This window comes from Allobosea sp. GW822-FHT05A11, assembly GCF_058800455.1.
Map to the genome: position 1 here is coordinate 306,806 of NZ_JBXAMI010000005.1, position 16,274 is coordinate 323,079.

General features: G+C 66.0%; 13 protein-coding genes and 2 pseudogenes. 12 read left to right on the forward strand and 3 right to left on the reverse strand.

The features are described from left to right. Positions 1–51: 51 nt before the first annotated feature. Both AC1RLU_RS18460 and AC1RLU_RS18465 read left to right on the forward strand, forming a co-directional pair. Positions 52–267, forward strand: coding sequence for an alkaline phosphatase family protein (locus tag AC1RLU_RS18460; protein WP_492797670.1), 216 nt, complete (start codon positions 52–54; stop codon positions 265–267). After that, positions 198–773 (forward strand): annotated as a pseudogene (locus AC1RLU_RS18465) (aldehyde dehydrogenase family protein); the annotation flags it as partial. The gene AC1RLU_RS18460 and the pseudogene AC1RLU_RS18465, both read left to right, overlap by 70 nt. Positions 774–934: 161 nt before the next feature. Here the strand turns inward: AC1RLU_RS18465 and AC1RLU_RS18470 are convergent. Next, positions 935–1,786, reverse strand: a complete 852-nt coding sequence (locus AC1RLU_RS18470) for a LysR family transcriptional regulator (RefSeq protein WP_492797333.1) — start codon at positions 1,784–1,786, stop codon at positions 935–937. 137 nt (positions 1,787–1,923) lie between these two features. Here AC1RLU_RS18470 and phnA point away from each other — a divergent pair, with 137 nt between their 5' ends. From phnA to AC1RLU_RS18505, 7 genes are all read left to right on the forward strand, one after another. After that, positions 1,924–3,180 carry a phosphonoacetate hydrolase gene (gene phnA, locus AC1RLU_RS18475; RefSeq protein WP_492797334.1) on the forward strand — a complete coding sequence of 419 codons (1,257 nt, stop codon included), beginning with the start codon at positions 1,924–1,926 and terminating at the stop codon, positions 3,178–3,180. Continuing rightward, entirely contained in the window at positions 3,180–4,484 is a 1,305-nt protein-coding gene (locus tag AC1RLU_RS18480; protein ID WP_113587535.1) for an alkaline phosphatase family protein, read from the forward strand. The genes phnA and AC1RLU_RS18480 overlap by 1 nt, the downstream gene beginning before the upstream one ends. A gap of 20 nt (positions 4,485–4,504) precedes the next feature. Then, on the forward strand, positions 4,505–6,055 hold the full coding sequence (locus AC1RLU_RS18485) for an ABC transporter substrate-binding protein (protein WP_492797336.1): 1,551 nt from the start codon (positions 4,505–4,507) through the stop codon (positions 6,053–6,055). A gap of 23 nt (positions 6,056–6,078) precedes the next feature. Continuing rightward, a complete protein-coding gene (locus tag AC1RLU_RS18490) occupies positions 6,079–6,987 on the forward strand; it encodes an ABC transporter permease (protein ID WP_492797338.1) in 909 nt (302 codons plus the stop codon). A 12-nt stretch (positions 6,988–6,999) separates the two neighbouring features. Continuing rightward, on the forward strand, positions 7,000–7,908 hold the full coding sequence (locus tag AC1RLU_RS18495; RefSeq protein WP_492797340.1) for an ABC transporter permease: 909 nt from the start codon (positions 7,000–7,002) through the stop codon (positions 7,906–7,908). Next, positions 7,905–9,491: a dipeptide ABC transporter ATP-binding protein gene (locus tag AC1RLU_RS18500; protein ID WP_492797342.1), complete on the forward strand. Its 1,587-nt coding sequence runs from the start codon at positions 7,905–7,907 to the stop codon at positions 9,489–9,491. The genes AC1RLU_RS18495 and AC1RLU_RS18500 overlap by 4 nt, the downstream gene beginning before the upstream one ends. A gap of 649 nt (positions 9,492–10,140) precedes the next feature. Next, positions 10,141–11,553 (forward strand): M20 family metallopeptidase, encoded by a 1,413-nt coding sequence (locus AC1RLU_RS18505; protein WP_061966707.1) that lies wholly within the window; start codon positions 10,141–10,143, stop codon positions 11,551–11,553. A gap of 97 nt (positions 11,554–11,650) precedes the next feature. Here the strand turns inward: AC1RLU_RS18505 and AC1RLU_RS18510 are convergent. After that, positions 11,651–11,809 (reverse strand): annotated as a pseudogene (locus AC1RLU_RS18510) (amino acid ABC transporter substrate-binding protein); the annotation flags it as partial. Positions 11,810–11,956: 147 nt separating this feature from the next. Continuing rightward, positions 11,957–12,640 carry a GntR family transcriptional regulator gene (locus tag AC1RLU_RS18515; RefSeq protein WP_492797345.1) on the reverse strand — a complete coding sequence of 228 codons (684 nt, stop codon included), beginning with the start codon at positions 12,638–12,640 and terminating at the stop codon, positions 11,957–11,959. A 320-nt stretch (positions 12,641–12,960) separates the two neighbouring features. Here AC1RLU_RS18515 and AC1RLU_RS18520 point away from each other — a divergent pair, with 320 nt between their 5' ends. From AC1RLU_RS18520 to AC1RLU_RS18530, 3 genes are read left to right on the forward strand one after another with little or no spacing between them, the layout of a single operon-like run. Next, the gene (locus AC1RLU_RS18520; RefSeq protein WP_061966705.1) at positions 12,961–14,493 is read left to right on the forward strand and encodes an ABC transporter substrate-binding protein; all 1,533 of its coding nucleotides are present in this window, start codon (positions 12,961–12,963) and stop codon (positions 14,491–14,493) included. Then, the gene (locus AC1RLU_RS18525; protein ID WP_061966704.1) at positions 14,490–15,446 is read left to right on the forward strand and encodes an ABC transporter permease; all 957 of its coding nucleotides are present in this window, start codon (positions 14,490–14,492) and stop codon (positions 15,444–15,446) included. Before AC1RLU_RS18520 ends, AC1RLU_RS18525 begins: the two co-directional genes overlap by 4 nt. Then, entirely contained in the window at positions 15,443–16,261 is an 819-nt protein-coding gene (locus AC1RLU_RS18530) for an ABC transporter permease (protein ID WP_492797347.1), read from the forward strand. Before AC1RLU_RS18525 ends, AC1RLU_RS18530 begins: the two co-directional genes overlap by 4 nt. Positions 16,262–16,274: the final 13 nt, after the last annotated feature.

Consider the following 16,274-nt stretch of genomic DNA (forward strand, 5'->3'; position numbering starts at 1 on the left):
GCGAACGGTCGCGAATATGCGCGGCCGCAGCGCCCGACGGTGGTGATCTGCATGGACGGCTCGGAGCCGGCCTATATCGAAGCGGCCAGCGCCAAGGGCCTGACGCCGAACCTCGACCGGATCATGAAGACCGGCGCCAGCACCCACGCCTATTCGGTGATCCCGAGCTTCACCAACCCGAACAATCTCTCGATCATCGCATCCTGGTGGTCGAGAGCGTCGCCGACGCCTTCTCCAGGCTGGTCGTCGAGAAGGCCAGGAAGTTGAAATGCGGCGATCCGATGGACCCCGCCACCGATGTCGGCTGCGTCATCAACGCCCGCTCGGCCGCGCTCTTCCAGGCGCGCGTCGACGACGCGGTGAGCAAGGGCGCCGAGGTTCTCCATGGCAAGCGGGCGGAAGGGGCGCTGTTCCATCCGACCGTGGTCGACCGCATCCCCTATGATTGCGAGCTGGTCCATGAGGAGACCTTCGGCCCGGTGATCCCGATCATCCGCGTGCCCGACGACATCGCCGAGGTGATCCGGATCTCGAACTCCACCGCCTATGGTCTCTCTTCCGGCATCTGCACGAACCGCTACGATTACATCCAGCGCTTTGTGGCCGATCTGGAGGTCGGCACGGTCAATCTCTGGGAGGTCCCGGGCTACCGGATCGAGATGTCCCACTTCGGCGGCATCAAGGATTCCGGCCTTGGTTACAAGGAGGGTGTCGTCGAGGCCATGAAATCCTTCACAAACGTCAAGACGTGGTCGATGCCCTGGACCGCGTGAAACAAGAAAAGCCAACGCAGGCGGAGCGATCCGCCTGCGGCCTCGGCTAACTCTGAAGCATGGACCCAGCGCGATAACGTCGACGCGGACGGCCCGTGGAGCACTCTCGTCTCAGGCTTCAGCGCCGCTCCGCAACGGCTGCATGGTGCTTGCGCGCGGCTCTAGCCGAAATCGGCGAACAGGAAAGTCAGCAAGCGATCTGCCGTTTTGCGCCGGCAAACCTGGGGGTCGAACACCGCCGTGAGGAGAGATCCGTCTGATTTGAGATGTGGGAACGGCAGCTCCAGGCGCTTCTGCCGGATCAGGTCGGCCAGCACGCCAGGCGGCCCGATCACGCACCCTTGATCCGCGACGGCAGCCTCGACGGCAATATAGAAATGCGGTGTCGAGCGCGTCGCAACTGGCGCGTCGATGCCGGCTACGGCCAGCCAATCCTCGAGCTCGCCGGCCCGCGTCCGGGCGACCAAAAAAGTCTCCTGGGCAATCACCGCAACGCCCTCTTGCCGGAGCCGCTGCGCGCGTTCCGGCGTGGCCAGCACCGTCAGGCGCTCGATTCCGATCGGCCGTCGTTCCAACCCGCCGGTATCGTCGGCCTGCCGCACGATCGCGATGTCGAAAGGCAGGCGCCGCCACTCGTCGGTGGTGTGCATCTGGCTGACCCGGACCGGACGTCCGCCCATTTTCGCTTCCGCGTCGACGAGCCGGGGCAGGATCCAGTGCATCGACAGGGTGGCGTTGGCGGCGATCGTGATGACCCGCGTGTCCGACACCTGGGTCGCCGACATCCACGCCTCCTCGATATGCCGCAATGCGGTGCCGACCGCCTGGGCCAGCTCGGTTGCCAAGGGGGTCGGCTTCAGTCGGTGGCCGCTTTCGAACAGCGGCGCCTCGATCTCATGCTGCAGCTGAACGAGCTGCTTGCTCACCGCGCCCGGTGTCACACGAAGGTCATCGGCGGCCGCCACGACGTTGCCGGTGCGAACGACGGCTTCCAGAACGGACAACGCGCGCAAGGACGGGAGGTGCATATCGATGTGAATTTGAGAAAACCTCACATTGGCATGACCATAATTCGCTTTCGTAAATCCGTAAAGTGAAGAAGTCTCAAGAACTGCCCGAGTTGTCTAAAAGTAAAATGGTGCGGTGCACAATGTCTATCGAAGTGAATGGCCGTGTTTACGCTCGCCCTGCGCGCCCGAGCGTCGTGATCTGTTATGACGGTTGTGATCCGGCTTATGTGGCGGATGCGGTCATCCGCGGTGTCTCGCCGCGTTTGAAACGGATGCTGGCGGACGGGTTCTACGCCAATGCCCTGTCGGCGATGCCGAGTTTCACCAACCCCAACAATGTCTCGATCATTTGCGGCGCGCCGCCGAGGGTTCACGGCATCTCGGGCAATTACTGGTATGACCGCGCCACGAAAACCGAAGTGATGATGACCGACGCGGGGCCGCTGAGCGCCCCAACGGTGCTGGCCAGCCTGTCCCAGGCCGGCGTCAAGGTGGCGGCGGTGACCGCAAAGGACAAATTGCGCAAGGCGCTGGCAGTGGGCTTGGCCGGTCCCGGCGCGAGCGGCATCGCCTTCTCGGCCGAGAAGGCCAGGAGCTGCACCGTCGAGGAGCACGGTATCGACAGCGCCGAGGCGCAAGGCGATGCGCCCGTGCCCGACCAATACTCGCCGGAGCTTTCACTGTTTGTGCTCGACGCCGGCGTGCGCCTGCTCAAGGCCGCGCGCGCCGAGCTGCTTTATCTCTCGCTGTCGGATTTCGTGCAGCACGCTTACGCGCCGGGCGCACCGCAATCCGATGCCTTCATGAAGGCGGTCGACGACCGCATCGGGGCCCTGCTCGATCTCGGCGCCGTCGTCGGCGTCGTGGCCGACCATGGCATGACCGACCTGTCGCTTGCCGATGGAACGCCGAACATCCTCTATCTCGGCGACGTGCTCGATGCCCGCTTCGGTCCGGGCTGCCTCAAAGTGATCTGTCCGATCACCGATCCTTTCGTGCGCCATCACGGGGCCCTTGGCGGCTTCGTGCGCGTCCATGTCGTCGGCGAAGCCGATCATGTCGAGGTTCGCGATTTCATCGCCGGGCTGCCGGGCATCCAGCACGCCCTGATCCGCGAGGACGCCTGCCGCATGTTCGAGCTGCCGATGGAGCGGGAGGGCGATGTTACGGTGGTGGCCAGCAAGGGCGTCGCGCTCGGGACCAGCAAGGGCGCCCACAAGCTCGAAGAGCTCGCCGGCGCCAGATTGCGCTCGCATGGCAGCCTCGCCGAGCGCGACGTGCCCTTCGCGGTCTCCAGTCCGCTGAACGCCGAGTACCGGCAGAAGGCACGGAGCGGCCAGCTCTACAATTACGATATCTTCGACTATGTCCTCAACGGCACGCAGGAGGCTCGGTGATGGCCGCCGGTTCGCAGATCAACAGCGGCCGTCGCGCGGTCGCGCTGATCCTCGACGGTCTGCGGCGCGATTTCGTGACGCCGGAGCATACGCCGAACCTCGTCGCCCTGAAGGCGCGGGCCACCTGGTGCGACAGCCACCGCTCGGTGTTCCCGTCGGTGACGCGCGTCGTCTCCTCGTCCTTCGCCACCGGGTACCGGCCATCAGGACATGGCCTGGCCGGCAATACTGTTGCGTTGCTGAACGGCGACGATCTCGAGCTCTATGATGTCGGCAAGCCCGAATTCCTTGGCCACAAGGAGCGCCTGACAGGGCATGTCCTGCGTCAGCCGACCCTGACTGAGCGGCTCGCCGAGACCGGCGGTGCCGTGATTTTCAACAATGTCTCGCCGGGTGCCGCCTACATGCACGACCCGCGCGGCCACGGCCATGTCTATCATCGCGCCGGCTCTTATGGCCCCGGCCGCAAACCGATCGAAGGGAGCGACGCGCTGAGCGTCGCCGGTGACATCGCCGGAGATAGGGCGGTGCTCGACCGCTTCATCGCCGAGGTCGTGAACACGCGGAAGCCTGCCTTCGCGCTGGCCTGGCTCGGCCACCCCGACACGACCCAGCATGAGGTCGCGCTCGGCTCGCCGCGTCATCTGGAAGCCCTCAAGATCGTCGACGGCCATGCCAAGCTCTTGATCGAAGCGGTCGATGCGGCGCGCGCTGCAGGCGAGGACATCCTCCTGCTGATCGGCTCCGACCACGGTCACCAGACTGTCACGGGGATCGTCGATATAGCCGGCGAACTTGTCGCCGCCGGGCTGAAGGATTCAGCCCAGTCCGGCGACGTCGTCGTCGCTCCCAACGGTACCGCCGCCTTGATCTATGTCGACCGCCGCAATGCCGACCGCATCCCCGCGCTTGGCCGTTTCCTCGCCGAGCAAGGCTGGGCGGGGCACGTGATGGGACCGGATGCCTTCGCCGCCGCCGGCATTCCCGAAGGCGGTGGCCTGGCGTTCGCTGTGGCGCTGAAGGCCGATGACGAAGGCGTCAATGAGTTCGGCGTTCCCGGCCTCAGCCTTGCGGCCAAGCCCATCGAGGGCAAGGCCGACCGGCTCGGCTGCGGCCAGCATGGCGGTCTTGGCCGTTACGAGCAATCGCCCTTTCTGATCCTCGACGGCCCGGGTTTCGCGAGGGGCCACGAGATCTCGGCCGAGACCTCGGCGATCGATATCGCGCCCAGCATTCTGACCTTTCTCGACCAGCCGGCAGACGGGCTCGACGGACGGGCCCTTCAGAATCGGCAATTCGCCTGAACCCCTCAAAGGAGGCTCGCATGACAGACCGCATAACCGATCTCGCGATCAGCCGCCGCGCCCTGCTGGCGGGTACGGCCGCCATGACGGCCGGCGTCCTCGGCGTTCCCGGCCTGCCGCAGGCCCAGGCCGCTCGCAAAGGCGTGCTGAAATACGCCACGCTCGGCCTCGACACCGCGGATCCGCACCGCCACACCGGTTCGATCGCGGTGCAGCAGGCCTATGTCGAGACGCTGACCTCGATCGCGTCGGACGGCGCCGTCGAGCCGTTCCTGGCCGAGAGTTTTCAGGTCTCGCCGGATGGCAAGACCTACACCTTCAAGCTCCGCCAGAACGTCAAGTTCCACAATGGCGATACGCTGAAGAGCGCCGATGTCGCGGCCAATCTCGAGCGGGTGAAGAACAAGGTGAAGGGCGGCTGGCTCGTCACCGCGATCAAGCTCGTCAGCAAGCTCGAGACACCCGACGACAACACGCTCGTGGTCACGCTCGACGCGCCCTATTCGCCTTTCCTCAACCTGCTCTCCGAATTGTGGATCCTGTCGCCGAAATCGGAAGGCTGGGACGAGACGATCAAGACGCCGATCGGCACCGGCCCCTTCACGTTCGGCACCTGGCAACCCAAGGTGAAGCTCGTCGCGCCTGCCTTCCCCGGCTACTGGAAGAGCGGCTTGCCGAAGGTCGAGCGGGTCGAGTTCGACCTGCGCGACGGTGTCGACAAGAGCCTCGCGCTGCGGGCCGGCGACCTGCACATCATCCAGCTCGACCGCGAGCCGGCCGAAACGCTGAAGAAGGTGGGCGCCGCCGACATTCTCGGTCTCAAGGACACCAGCTGGTTTTCGATCGCCTTCAACAACCGCAAGCCGCGCAAGCCGTTTGACGACATCCGCGTGCGCCAGGCGCTGGCGCTCGCCGTCGACAAGCCGGCTTTCATGAACTTCATGGGCGGCGAGCAGGGCATCGTCACCAACCAGATCGTGGCCCCGGGCAATGCGTATTTCGACCAAGCCTGGCACGATGCCGATCCGTTTCGGAAGCCCGATCTCGACAAGGCCAAAAAGCTGCTGGCCGATGCCGGCGTGAAGCCGGCCGACCATACGATCGAGTTCGTGTCCTGGCAGGAATCATATGCACAGGTCGTGGTGCAGATGGTCCGGAAGCTCGGCTTCAAGGTCAACCATGTCGCGCTCGATGATGTCGGCGCGCAGAAGCGGCTTGGCCAATACGACTGGGACATGAATGTGATGTCGTCGGGGCCGCGCGCCGACATCTTCCTGCGCTATGTCCGGCTGATGAGCGACGGCCCCAACCCGACGCTGTGGGGTGGCATTCAGGATCCCGAGCTCGACAGGATGATCAATGCCGGCGTGCAGGAGCCGGACCAGGCCAAGCGCAAGGCGAACTATCTGACCGCGTCCAAGCACATCGACGACAAGGCCTATTTCTATGTCATCGGCCATTCGCCGAGCCTGATTGCGGTCAAAAAGGGCGTCAAAGGCTACGAGTCCGGCTTCACCTGGGCGTGTCACTGGGCGAGCGGCGGCGTCGCCCACACGACGATCGACAGCTGAGCGCGGATGGAAGGATTCGCGCCATGTCCGCTCCACCCATCGCCATGAGTGCGCCGCGCAGTGCTGGCCGGCGCTGGCCTGTCGGCGTGCTGCTTGCGACTGTTGCCGTGGCCATCGTCGCGCTGGCTGGCCTCGTGGCGCCGTGGCTGACAGCCAATTCGCCGCTGGAGCAGGATCTGCTCGCGATCAACAAGGGGCCGAGCGCGGATTACTGGCTCGGGACCGACCATCTCGGCCGCGATATCTGGGCGCGCCTGCTCTATGGCGCACGCTTCACCTTCGGTATCTCGATTGCCGGCACGGCCATCGCCTTTGCGATCGGCGCCGGTCTCGGTCTCTTCGCGCTGGCGCTCGGGCGCTGGAGCGAAGCGATCCTCTACGCCGGCATCGACCTGATCCGCGCGCTGCCGGGAACGTTGCTGGCGCTGCTGCTGATCGTCGGCCTCGGCAGCGGCACCGGCCCCCTGATCGTGGCGCTCGGCATCTCGTTCGCCCCGCTCGTGGCCTATGTCGCGCGCGCCGCGTTCCATCGCGAGGCGGTACGGGACTACGTGCATGCCGCCACCAGTTTCAGCGGCGGGCGCATGCACGTCCTGGTGCGGCACATCCTGCCCAACATCGTCGGAGCGCTCGTCACCCAGGCCGCGATCATCCTGCCGCGCTGCATCGTGACGGAATCGGTCTTGAGCTTTCTCGGAGTCGGCTCCTCGCCCGATGCTCCGACCTGGGGGCGGATGATCGCCGATTCCAGCCGCTTCATCGAGCGCGCGCCGCACGCCATCGTCATACCGGTCCTGGCGCTGGTGGTTCTGACGCTCAGCCTCTCGGTGCTTGGCAACGACCTGCGACGCTGGCTCGACCCGGTCCGCGAGAACGCCGGGGAGGCGGCCGAGCCGGCCGAGATCGACCCGCAACTCGCAATGCCGCGCTGAGGAGGCACAAGCATGGATCGTCTCGCTTCCGTCCTCTTCGCCGTGCTGCGCGGGCTCGTCCAGGCCGCCTGCATCGTCGCACTGACCTTCTTCCTCTGCCGCGTGATGCCCGGCGACGTCGTCGACGTGCTCGGTCTCGAGGGTGGGCTGACCGCTGACCAGCAGGTCGAGATGCGCCGCGCGCTCGGCCTCGACCAGCCGCTGCTGTCACAGTTCGTGACCTGGGTCTCGCACGCGCTGCAGGGCGATTTTGGCCGGTCGCTGCGCTTCGATCAGCCTGTTTCGGACATGCTGGCGAACGCGCTGCCGGTGACGCTGAGATTCGCCATCCTCAGCTTTGCCTTCGGGGTCGGGCTGGCGCTGCTGCTGGCCATCGCTGCCACGGCTTTCCGCTCGCGCTGGCTCGACGGGCTGATCGACGGCATCAACATCTGGTCGATCGCGGTGCCGACCTTCTGCGCCGGTTTCGCCGCGATCCTGATCTTTTCGATCTGGCTCGGCTGGCTGCCGGTGATCGGCGGCCTGCTGATGCCGGTGATCATCATCGGGCTCGACAACGCCGGGCAGATCGTCAAGTCGCTGCGCGAGGAGTTGAAGGAGGCGGTCATGCTGCCCCATGTCCGCACGGCGCGCGCCAAGGGGCTCTCGCCCTGGCGCATCGCCATCGCCCATGTCCTGCCGGCGGCCGCGCCGATCATGCTGGCGCTGTCGGGCCTCGCGCTTGGCGGGCTCGTCGCGGGGTCGCTGACCATGGAGGTGCTGTTTGCGCTGCCCGGCATCGGCAGCCTGACGCTGAACGCCATTCACGGCCGCGACTATCCGATCATCCTCGCTGCCGTAACCGTCATCGCAGTGGCTCTGGTGCTGATCAACACTGTGATCGACATCCTCCACCGCCTGATCGATCCGAGGCTTGCATGATCGGCAAACTGCTCGAAATCCGCGACCTCGACGTCATCATCCACGGTCGAAAACTGGTCGACTCGATCTCCTTTGCGCTGGCACCGGGCGAGACTGTGGCGCTGATCGGCGAATCCGGTTCCGGAAAATCGATGACGGCCTCAGCGATCATGGGTCTGCTGCCGCCCGGGATCACGATGGCATCGCGCTCTGCGATCGTCTTCGACGGCAAGCCGCTCGATCCAGCGGACGAGGCCGCGATGCGGCCGTTGCGCGGCCGCGACATCTCGGTCGTCTTTCAGGACCCGATGAGCTGCCTCAATCCCTTCATGACGGCAGGCGCGCAAATCGACGAGGCGTTGCGCCGACTCGGGCACGGCAACGGCACCAAGCGCCGCGCGCGGATCCTCGAGTTGCTTCAGCTCGTCGAGATGTCGGATCCGGCCACGATCGCCAGCCGCTATCCGCATGAATTGTCCGGCGGTCAGCAGCAGCGCGTCATGACGGCGATGGCGCTTGCTGCCGAACCGAAATTGCTGATCGCCGACGAGCCGACCAGCGCACTCGACGCCACCGTGCAGGCGGAGATCCTGGCCCTGCTCAGGCGCCTGCAGGGCCGGCTCGGCAACGCGATGCTGTTCATCACCCATGATCTCGCCGCGGCAAGCCAACTCGCCGACCAGATCGTGGTCATGCACAAGGGGCGCTGCGTCGAGCAGGGTCCCACGGCCGAGGTGCTGCGCTCACCGAAGGACCCGTATACGCGGATGCTGGTCTCCACGCGCACCATGCTCGCCGAATTGCCTGTAGCCGCGCCGCGTTCGAGCGCCGAACCCCTGCTCGCGATCAGCGGCCTCCAATACGAATATCCGGCCAAGCGTCTGTTCTCGAAGCCGTTCCGGGCGGTGGACGATATTTCGATCGCGATCGCGCCGGGCGAAACGCTCGGCATTCTCGGAGAATCCGGTTCGGGCAAGTCAACCCTGGCCAAGCTGATCATCGGGCTGGCCCGGCCGGGCGGCGGCGACATCGCCTTGTTCGGTGAATCGCTGGCGGCGCGGAATTTCCGCCTGACACCTGCCATGCGCAAGCGCTGCCAGATCATCTTCCAGAATCCGTATGGTGCGCTCAACCCGCGGCTCACCATCGAGAAGGCGATGCGCGAGCCGCTCGAACTGCTCGGTCTCAGCGGCCCTGACGATCGTGCCAAGCTCGGCAATGCACTCGCCGATGTGAACCTGACGCCTGACTATCTCGGACGCTATCCGCACCAGCTTTCGGGCGGGCAGCGCCAGCGTGTCTGCATCGCCCGCGCGCTTCTTTCCGAGCCGAGCCTTTTGATCTGCGACGAGATCGTTTCCGCGCTCGACGCGACCGTGCAGATGCAGGTGTTGCGCACACTCAAGGCGCTACAGCAGAAGCGCGGCTTCGCCATGCTGTTCATCGGCCACGACATCGAGATCGTGCGCTGGGTCTCCGACCGGATCGCAGTGATGCATCGCGGCAAGGTCGTCGAGCAGGGCGAGGCCGGAGCGCTCGTCACGCACCCGGTCGAGGCTTATACGCGCAAGCTGGTCGCCGCGATGCCTCGCCCTATCGCCTAGTAAGTCTAAAGGTAAATCGGGTTCGACCAGGCGATTTTGCCTGCTTCGTCGATGACGACGAGGCGGCACCAGTCGCCCTCGAACTTACGCCAGGGCAGGCGTGCCGCTCGCGCGCGCCATCACCAAGCCGGATGTTCTTCTGTGCGATGAGGTGACCTCGGCCCTGGATGTTTCGGCTCAGGCCAACATTCTGGAAACTTTGGTGAGATTGGTCAAAGAGTGCAATTTGTTCGCGACCCATGATCTCGGTGTCGTTCGGGCGATCGGTGACAGGTCGTGGTGCTAAAGCGCGGAAGCATCGTCGAGGAGGACCCGTCCGAGACATATTCGCTTCGCCATCGCACCCATATACCCGCTAGCTTCTAGAGGCGGTTCCCGTGCTGCCTGCGCGCGCGGTGTGCAAATGCAGCAGATCATGCTGGCCGTATCGTGCCGTCCGCTGCTTCGAAGACCGCACCAGCCCATCACCTCCTTCGCGAACGGCACGCCCTTGCCCGCAACAATCGCCGATTCTTTGGCGTAAAATTCAGCCGTTCTGTCGCCGGCCCTGTAGTAGCCTCGCCTGGTTTGGGCCGCTGACCGCCGAACCGTTGCGATGATGGCGGCCTTCAGTGGCCCATGTGGGCGCCATGCATCGCGGGAGAAGGCAGTGCAGAATACCGACAAGATTTGGACGATCGTCGATGCAAAGCAGGCTGATTACATCGAACTGAGCGATCGCGTCTTCGAAATGCCCGAGCTCAACTATCGCGAGGTCAAGTCGGCCGCGGCCCATGCCGAGCAGCTTCGGCGCGAGGGGTTTCGCGTGGAGACGGGCATCGCCGGATTGCCGACCGCGGTCATGGGCGAGGCGGGGGAAGACGGCCCGGTGATCGCCATTCTCGGCGAATACGATGCGCTGCCGGAGCTGTCGCAGACGCCGGGCCTGTCCGAGCATCAGCCGCTTCCGAACCAGCCGGCCGGCCATGGCTGCGGCCATAACCTGCTCGGCGCCGGCGCCATGCTGGCTGCCGCCGCGGTCAAGGATTTCCTCGCGGAACGCGGGCTCAAGGGCCGCGTCCGCTATTATGGCTGCCCGGCCGAGGAAGGCGGCGCCGGCAAGGCGTTCATGGTCAAGGAGGGTGCCTTCAAGGATGTCGACATCGCGATTTCCTGGCATCCGGCGGATTTCGCCGCGGTGACGGCGGCCATCTCGCTCGCCAACACGACGATCGATTTCGAGTTCACCGGCCGCGCCTCGCATGCCGCCGCCGCGCCGCATCTCGGCCGGTCGGCGCTCGATGCGGCCGAGTTGATGAATGTCGGCGTCAACTACATGCGCGAGCACATGCCGAGCGATGCGCGTATCCATTATGCCTATCTGGACGCCGGCGGCATCGCGCCGAACGTCGTGCAGGCCAAGGCCAGGCTGCGCTATGTCGTGCGTGCGACGATGGTCTCACAGGTCCACGAGCTCCTCGCCCGCGTCCGGAAGATCGCCGATGGCGCCGCGTTGATGACGGAGACCACCGTCACCAGCGAAGTCGTCAGCGCGATGAGCAGCCTGCTGGCGAACACACCGCTGGAAGACGCCATGCAGCGCAATTTCGACCGGCTCGGCCCGCCGCCCTTCGATGCGGAGGACGTCGCCTTCGCCAGGCGCATGCAGAAGACCGTGACGCCCGCGCATATCGAAAGCGCCTTTCGCCGTTCGGGATTGCCGGCGACGGATTTCCCGCTGTGCAACGCGATCGCGCCCAAGGAGGCACCGGGACCGCGGATGATGGGCTCGACCGATGTCGGCGACGTCTCATGGGCCGTGCCGACGGTCCAGGCACGGGGCGCGACCTATACGATCGGCACGCCCGGCCATTCCTGGCAATTGACGGCTCATGGGCAGTCGCCGCTGGCGCACAAGGGCATGGTTCACGTCGCCAAGATCATGGCGGGCGTCGCCACGGACGTGCTCGTCGAGCCGGGCTTGCTGGAACAGGCCAAGGCCGATTTTGCGGAGCGCCTGACCCGGACGCCCTACAAGCCGCTCCTGCCCGATGATGCCAAGCCGCCGTTCCACATGTTCTGAAGCGGCTTGTCGATCACCGTGATGCAAGGACGCCCGGCTCCATGGCCGGGCGTCCTCGCGAGATTTCGGCCTGACCGGGCGAGCGCGAGACCGGTGCTCAGCGCTCCGGCGGAGCGTGTTGCAGGCCGCCCTGGGTCCAGAGCCTGTTGAGTCCTCTGCTGATGCCGAGCTTCGAGCCCGAGCCGATATCGCGCTCGTAGACCTCGCCGCAATTGCCGACCTGCTTGACGATCTGCAGCGCCCAGTCAGGCTTCAGCCGCGCGGTCACCAACAAGCTTCATGCGCGAGTGCGGGAGGCGGGTCCCTTCGCGGCGGGTGACCGCGTGCCCCTCTCGATCCGCTGCTGCGGCATCCCGGGGACCGCTGCGGCGTGATCCGGGGCCTGCCGACCTGGGTTGGCGCGTCAGGCTTCGGCTGCCTGCTCCGGCAGCCGCGAGATCACGCCGACGATCGGGCGCAGGTGCTGCTCGAGGATCGCCAGCGCCTTCTCCTCATCCCATTCGGAGAGGGCGGCGATCAGGGCGTGATGTTCCCTGCTGATCCGCGCGACGCGGGTCGGGTCGGTGCTGATCGCCGTCATCGCGACGCGCTGCTGGCGGGCGCCCAGCGACTGGTAGAGGTCCGACAAGACGACATTGCCGACCGCGGCGATCATGACGAAGTGAAACTCGCGGTTCAGCTCGACCCGATTGAAATAGTCGCCCTGCGGCAGGTGCTCCAGCTCTGCGAGGATCGCGTGCATGTCGGCAGGAAGCGGCAATTCCTCACGGCAGATGCGGCGGATCGCATGGCTTTCGATCATGCGCCGGGCCTCGTAGAGGTCGAGCAGCTCCTGCACCGTGACCTGCCGGACGAGGGCGCCGCGGCGCGGCAGCAAATCGATGAAACGTTCCGCCTCCAGGCGATGGAAGGCCTCGCGGACGGGCGTTCGCGACACCCCGAGCGCCGAGGAGATTTCCTCCTCCTCGATGAAGCAGCCGCCGAGGAAGCGGCCGCGCAGGATCTGCTCGCGCACATAGAGATAGACCCGTTCCCGGGTCGGCTTGCCCCGCAAGGCAGCCATCTCGTCCTGTTCGATCATGGCCATCGACAACGCGCCCCCTTCGGTCTTTTCTAGGGCTGTCGAGAGTAGACAGCAAAAAATCCGCCACGTATACATGACGCATCAAGAGCGCGGCTCGCCTATTCGTCTATAGCGAAGCCGTGCCGGGGAACCGCATGACCGTGCACGCCACCTTCGCGACAGGAAGCTGCAGACCGGGCCGATCGGCCCGGCACAGGCGGCTTTGTCGGATCGCTGGCGCGGTTATTGCTCGCATCAGCCCGGCTCCGCCCTTCCCGCCATCGACGGGAACCGACAGGGCTTAAGCCCGCGGACAGCCGGACCCAGCAGCAGAGGATCAGCCCATGACCATCTCTCGCCGTTCCGTCCTTGGTGCCGGCCTTGCCGGCCCGCTGCTGGCCTCGCCTTTCCTGATCCGCCCCGCGAGCGCACAGCGCGCCGCCGGCATCATCCGCTACGGCCTGTCGGCCTTTCCGCCGAACCTCCAGCCATGGGTCTCGACGGGGGCGTCGGCCGGCACCGTCAAGATGCTGATCAACCGCAGCCTCGTCTCCTACGATTCCAAGGGTGAGCTGCGCGGCGAACTCGCTGAATCCTGGTCGCGCGATCCCGAGGGCGCCTGGGTCTTCAAGCTGCGCAAGGGCTGCGTCTTCCACAATGGCGAGCCGGTCACCGCCGATGACGTGAAATGGTCGATCGAACAGATCGCCGGCGAAAAATCGACCGCCTATATGCGCACGCAGTTCCAGCTGATCGAGAAGGTCGAGATTCCCGATCCGCAGACGGTCCGCTTGGTCACCAAGGGGCCGCAGGCGACGCTGCCGAGCTGGTTCGCCAACTACAACACCTTCGTCATCTGGCGGAAATCGAGCCCGAACGAGCCGATCGGCGCAGGTCCCTTCCGCCTCGTCGGGCAGGAGCGCGGCACCTCGGTGGAGCTTGCGGCCTTCGACAAGTTCTACAGGCCGGGCATCCCGAAGGCGAAGGGCATCAAGTTCATCGTCTATGCCGACGAGAACCTGCGCAACGCCGCGCTGATCTCGGGCGATGTCGACATGATCGAATATGTGCCCTGGCAGTCGATGGCGACGGTCGAAGCCGATCCACGCCTCAAGCTCGACAACCAGGAGGGGCCGTTCATGGACGTGCTCTTCAACGGCACGAAACCTCCGTTCAACGATCCGCGCGTGCGCCGCGCCGTCGCGCATGCGGTGAAGCGCGAGGACATCGTCAAGGTCGCCTTCTTCGGGCGCGGCAAGCCGCTCGAAGGCGTGCCGATCGTCGAGGGCACGCCCTGGTACGACAAGGAGCTGGCGCATGGCTGGAACTACGATCCGGCCCGGGCCAAGGCGCTGCTGGCGGAAGCCGGCCATGCCAACGGCTTCCAGACGACGCTGCTCGCCACCGCCCAGTTCGGCATGCACAAGGACACTGCCGAGATCGTCCAGCAATATCTCGCGGCGATCGGCATCCAGGCGGAGCTGCAATTGCCGGACTGGTCGACGCGGGTGAGCCGCGGCTCGCGCGGCCAGTACGACATGGCGATCCACGGGGTGTCCTCGGACAACAACGATCCGGACGGATTGACCGTGGTGCTCGACACCTCGCTCTCGCCGACGCATGGCCGCTCCTTCAAGGTCGATGCGCCGCGCACCATCGCCGCGCTCGCCAAGGGCCGGGCCGAGTTCGACCAGGACAAGCGCGTCGAGATCTACAAGGAGATGCAGCGCGCCGCGCTCGAGGAGGTGCCGCTCGTCGGCCTCGCCTGGCGCCAGCAGGGCTATGGCATGGACAAGGGCATCCAAGGCTTCACCAACCTGCCCGGCGCGCTCTCGACATCCTCCGGCAACCAGCTCGAGGAGACCTATTTCGGATGAGCGCGGCCTGGCTCGGACGGCGGCTGGCTCTGACCCTGGCGATGGCCTGGGTCGTGGCGACGATCGTGTTCCTGGCGCTGCATATGGTGCCCGGAGACCCGGCCGAGCTGCTCCTGTCGACCTCGGGCGCCATGCCTGATCCGGCGACCGTGCAGGAACTGCGCGAGAAGCTCGGGCTCGATCAGCCGCTCCTGGTCCAGTACGGCCATTTCCTGGCGGGGCTGGCGCGAGGCGATCTCGGCACGTCACTGATCGACGACTATCCCGTCATCCAGGAGATCGCGCTCAGGCTGCCGCGCACGCTGGAGCTGATCCTGACGGGAACCCTGATCGCGCTCGTGATCGGCGTGCCATCGGGCGTCTATGCCGCGGTCCATCGCGGCGGCGCCTTCGACCGCGTCGCCTCCTGGATCACCGCGCTGTTGCTGGCGGTGCCGGTCTTCGTCGTCGGCACCCTGCTGGTGCTCCTGCTGGCACAGACGCTACGATTGATGCCGGCGGGCGGCTTCGTTCCGCTCACGCAGGACCCGGCCCAGCATTTCAAGCTCCTGACGCTGCCGGCGGTGGCGATCGCCAAGGGGCTGGCGGCCGTGCTGTTCCGGATGACGCGCGCCGCGACACTCGACGCGCTCGCCCATGATTATGTCCGGACCGCGCAGGCCAAGGGGCTTTCGCCGCGACGGGTCCTCGTCGTGCATGTGCTGCGCAATGCGCTGAACCCGGTCGTCACCGTGCTGGGTCTCCAGATGGGAACCTTGCTCGGTGGGACCGTGCTGGTCGAATACGTCTTCAACTGGCCGGGCCTGTCGACGCCGCTGCTGCGTGCCGTCGAGGGACGCGACTATCCGATGGTGGTCGGCATCATCCTGACGATCTCGGTGCTGTTCCTGCTGATCAATCTCCTCGTCGAACTGCTGCACGCGGCGATCGACCCACGGGTGCAGCACGCATGAGGCTGCGCGGATTCACACGGCTTCTGGTGCCCGGCGGCGTGGTCGCCGTGATCCTGCTGATGGCTCTGACGGCACCCCTGCTGCCGCTGCCCGATCCCGTCAAGCAGGATGTGGCGCAGCGCCTGGCCGGGCCGATGGCGGGGTCCTGGCTCGGGCGCGACGAGTTCGGCCGCGACGTGCTCTCGCGACTGGTCTGGGGCGCACGCACCAGCTTGTCCGTCGCCTTCGTCTCGGCGCTGTTTGCCGGGCTCGTCGGCATCACGCTCGGGCTGATCGGCGGCTGGGCGCGGAGCTGGGGCGCTTTTCTCACCGTGCGCAGCGTCGAGATCATCATGTGCTTCCCGCCGGTGCTCCTGGCGCTGCTGGTGGTGACGCTGCTCGGCCCCGGCGCCGGAACGCTGATCCTCGTGCTCTCGGTGCTCTATTTGCCCGGCTTTGCGCGGGTGACCTATGCCGAGGTGATCGCGGTCAAGGGGCGCGACTATGTCGAGGCGACGCGGGCGCTCGGCGCCACGCAGTCGCATCTGCTGTTCCGCACCGTGCTGCCCAATATCGCGGGGCCGCTGCTGGTGCAGTTCTCGCTGGCGGTCGCCGCCGCCGTGGTGATCGAGAGCGGGCTGTCCTTCCTGGGGCTGGGCGTCGTGCCGCCGGCACCGTCCTGGGGGCTGATGATCCGCGGGGCGCGCTCGACCATGGAGCAGGCGCCGCTGCTGCTGCTCTGGCCCTGTGCCGTGCTGACCCTGACGATCCTCGCCATGAACCTGCTCTGCGACGCGCTGCGCGACATCCTCGACCCGCGCACCAGCGAGCGCTGACGAACCAAGCATT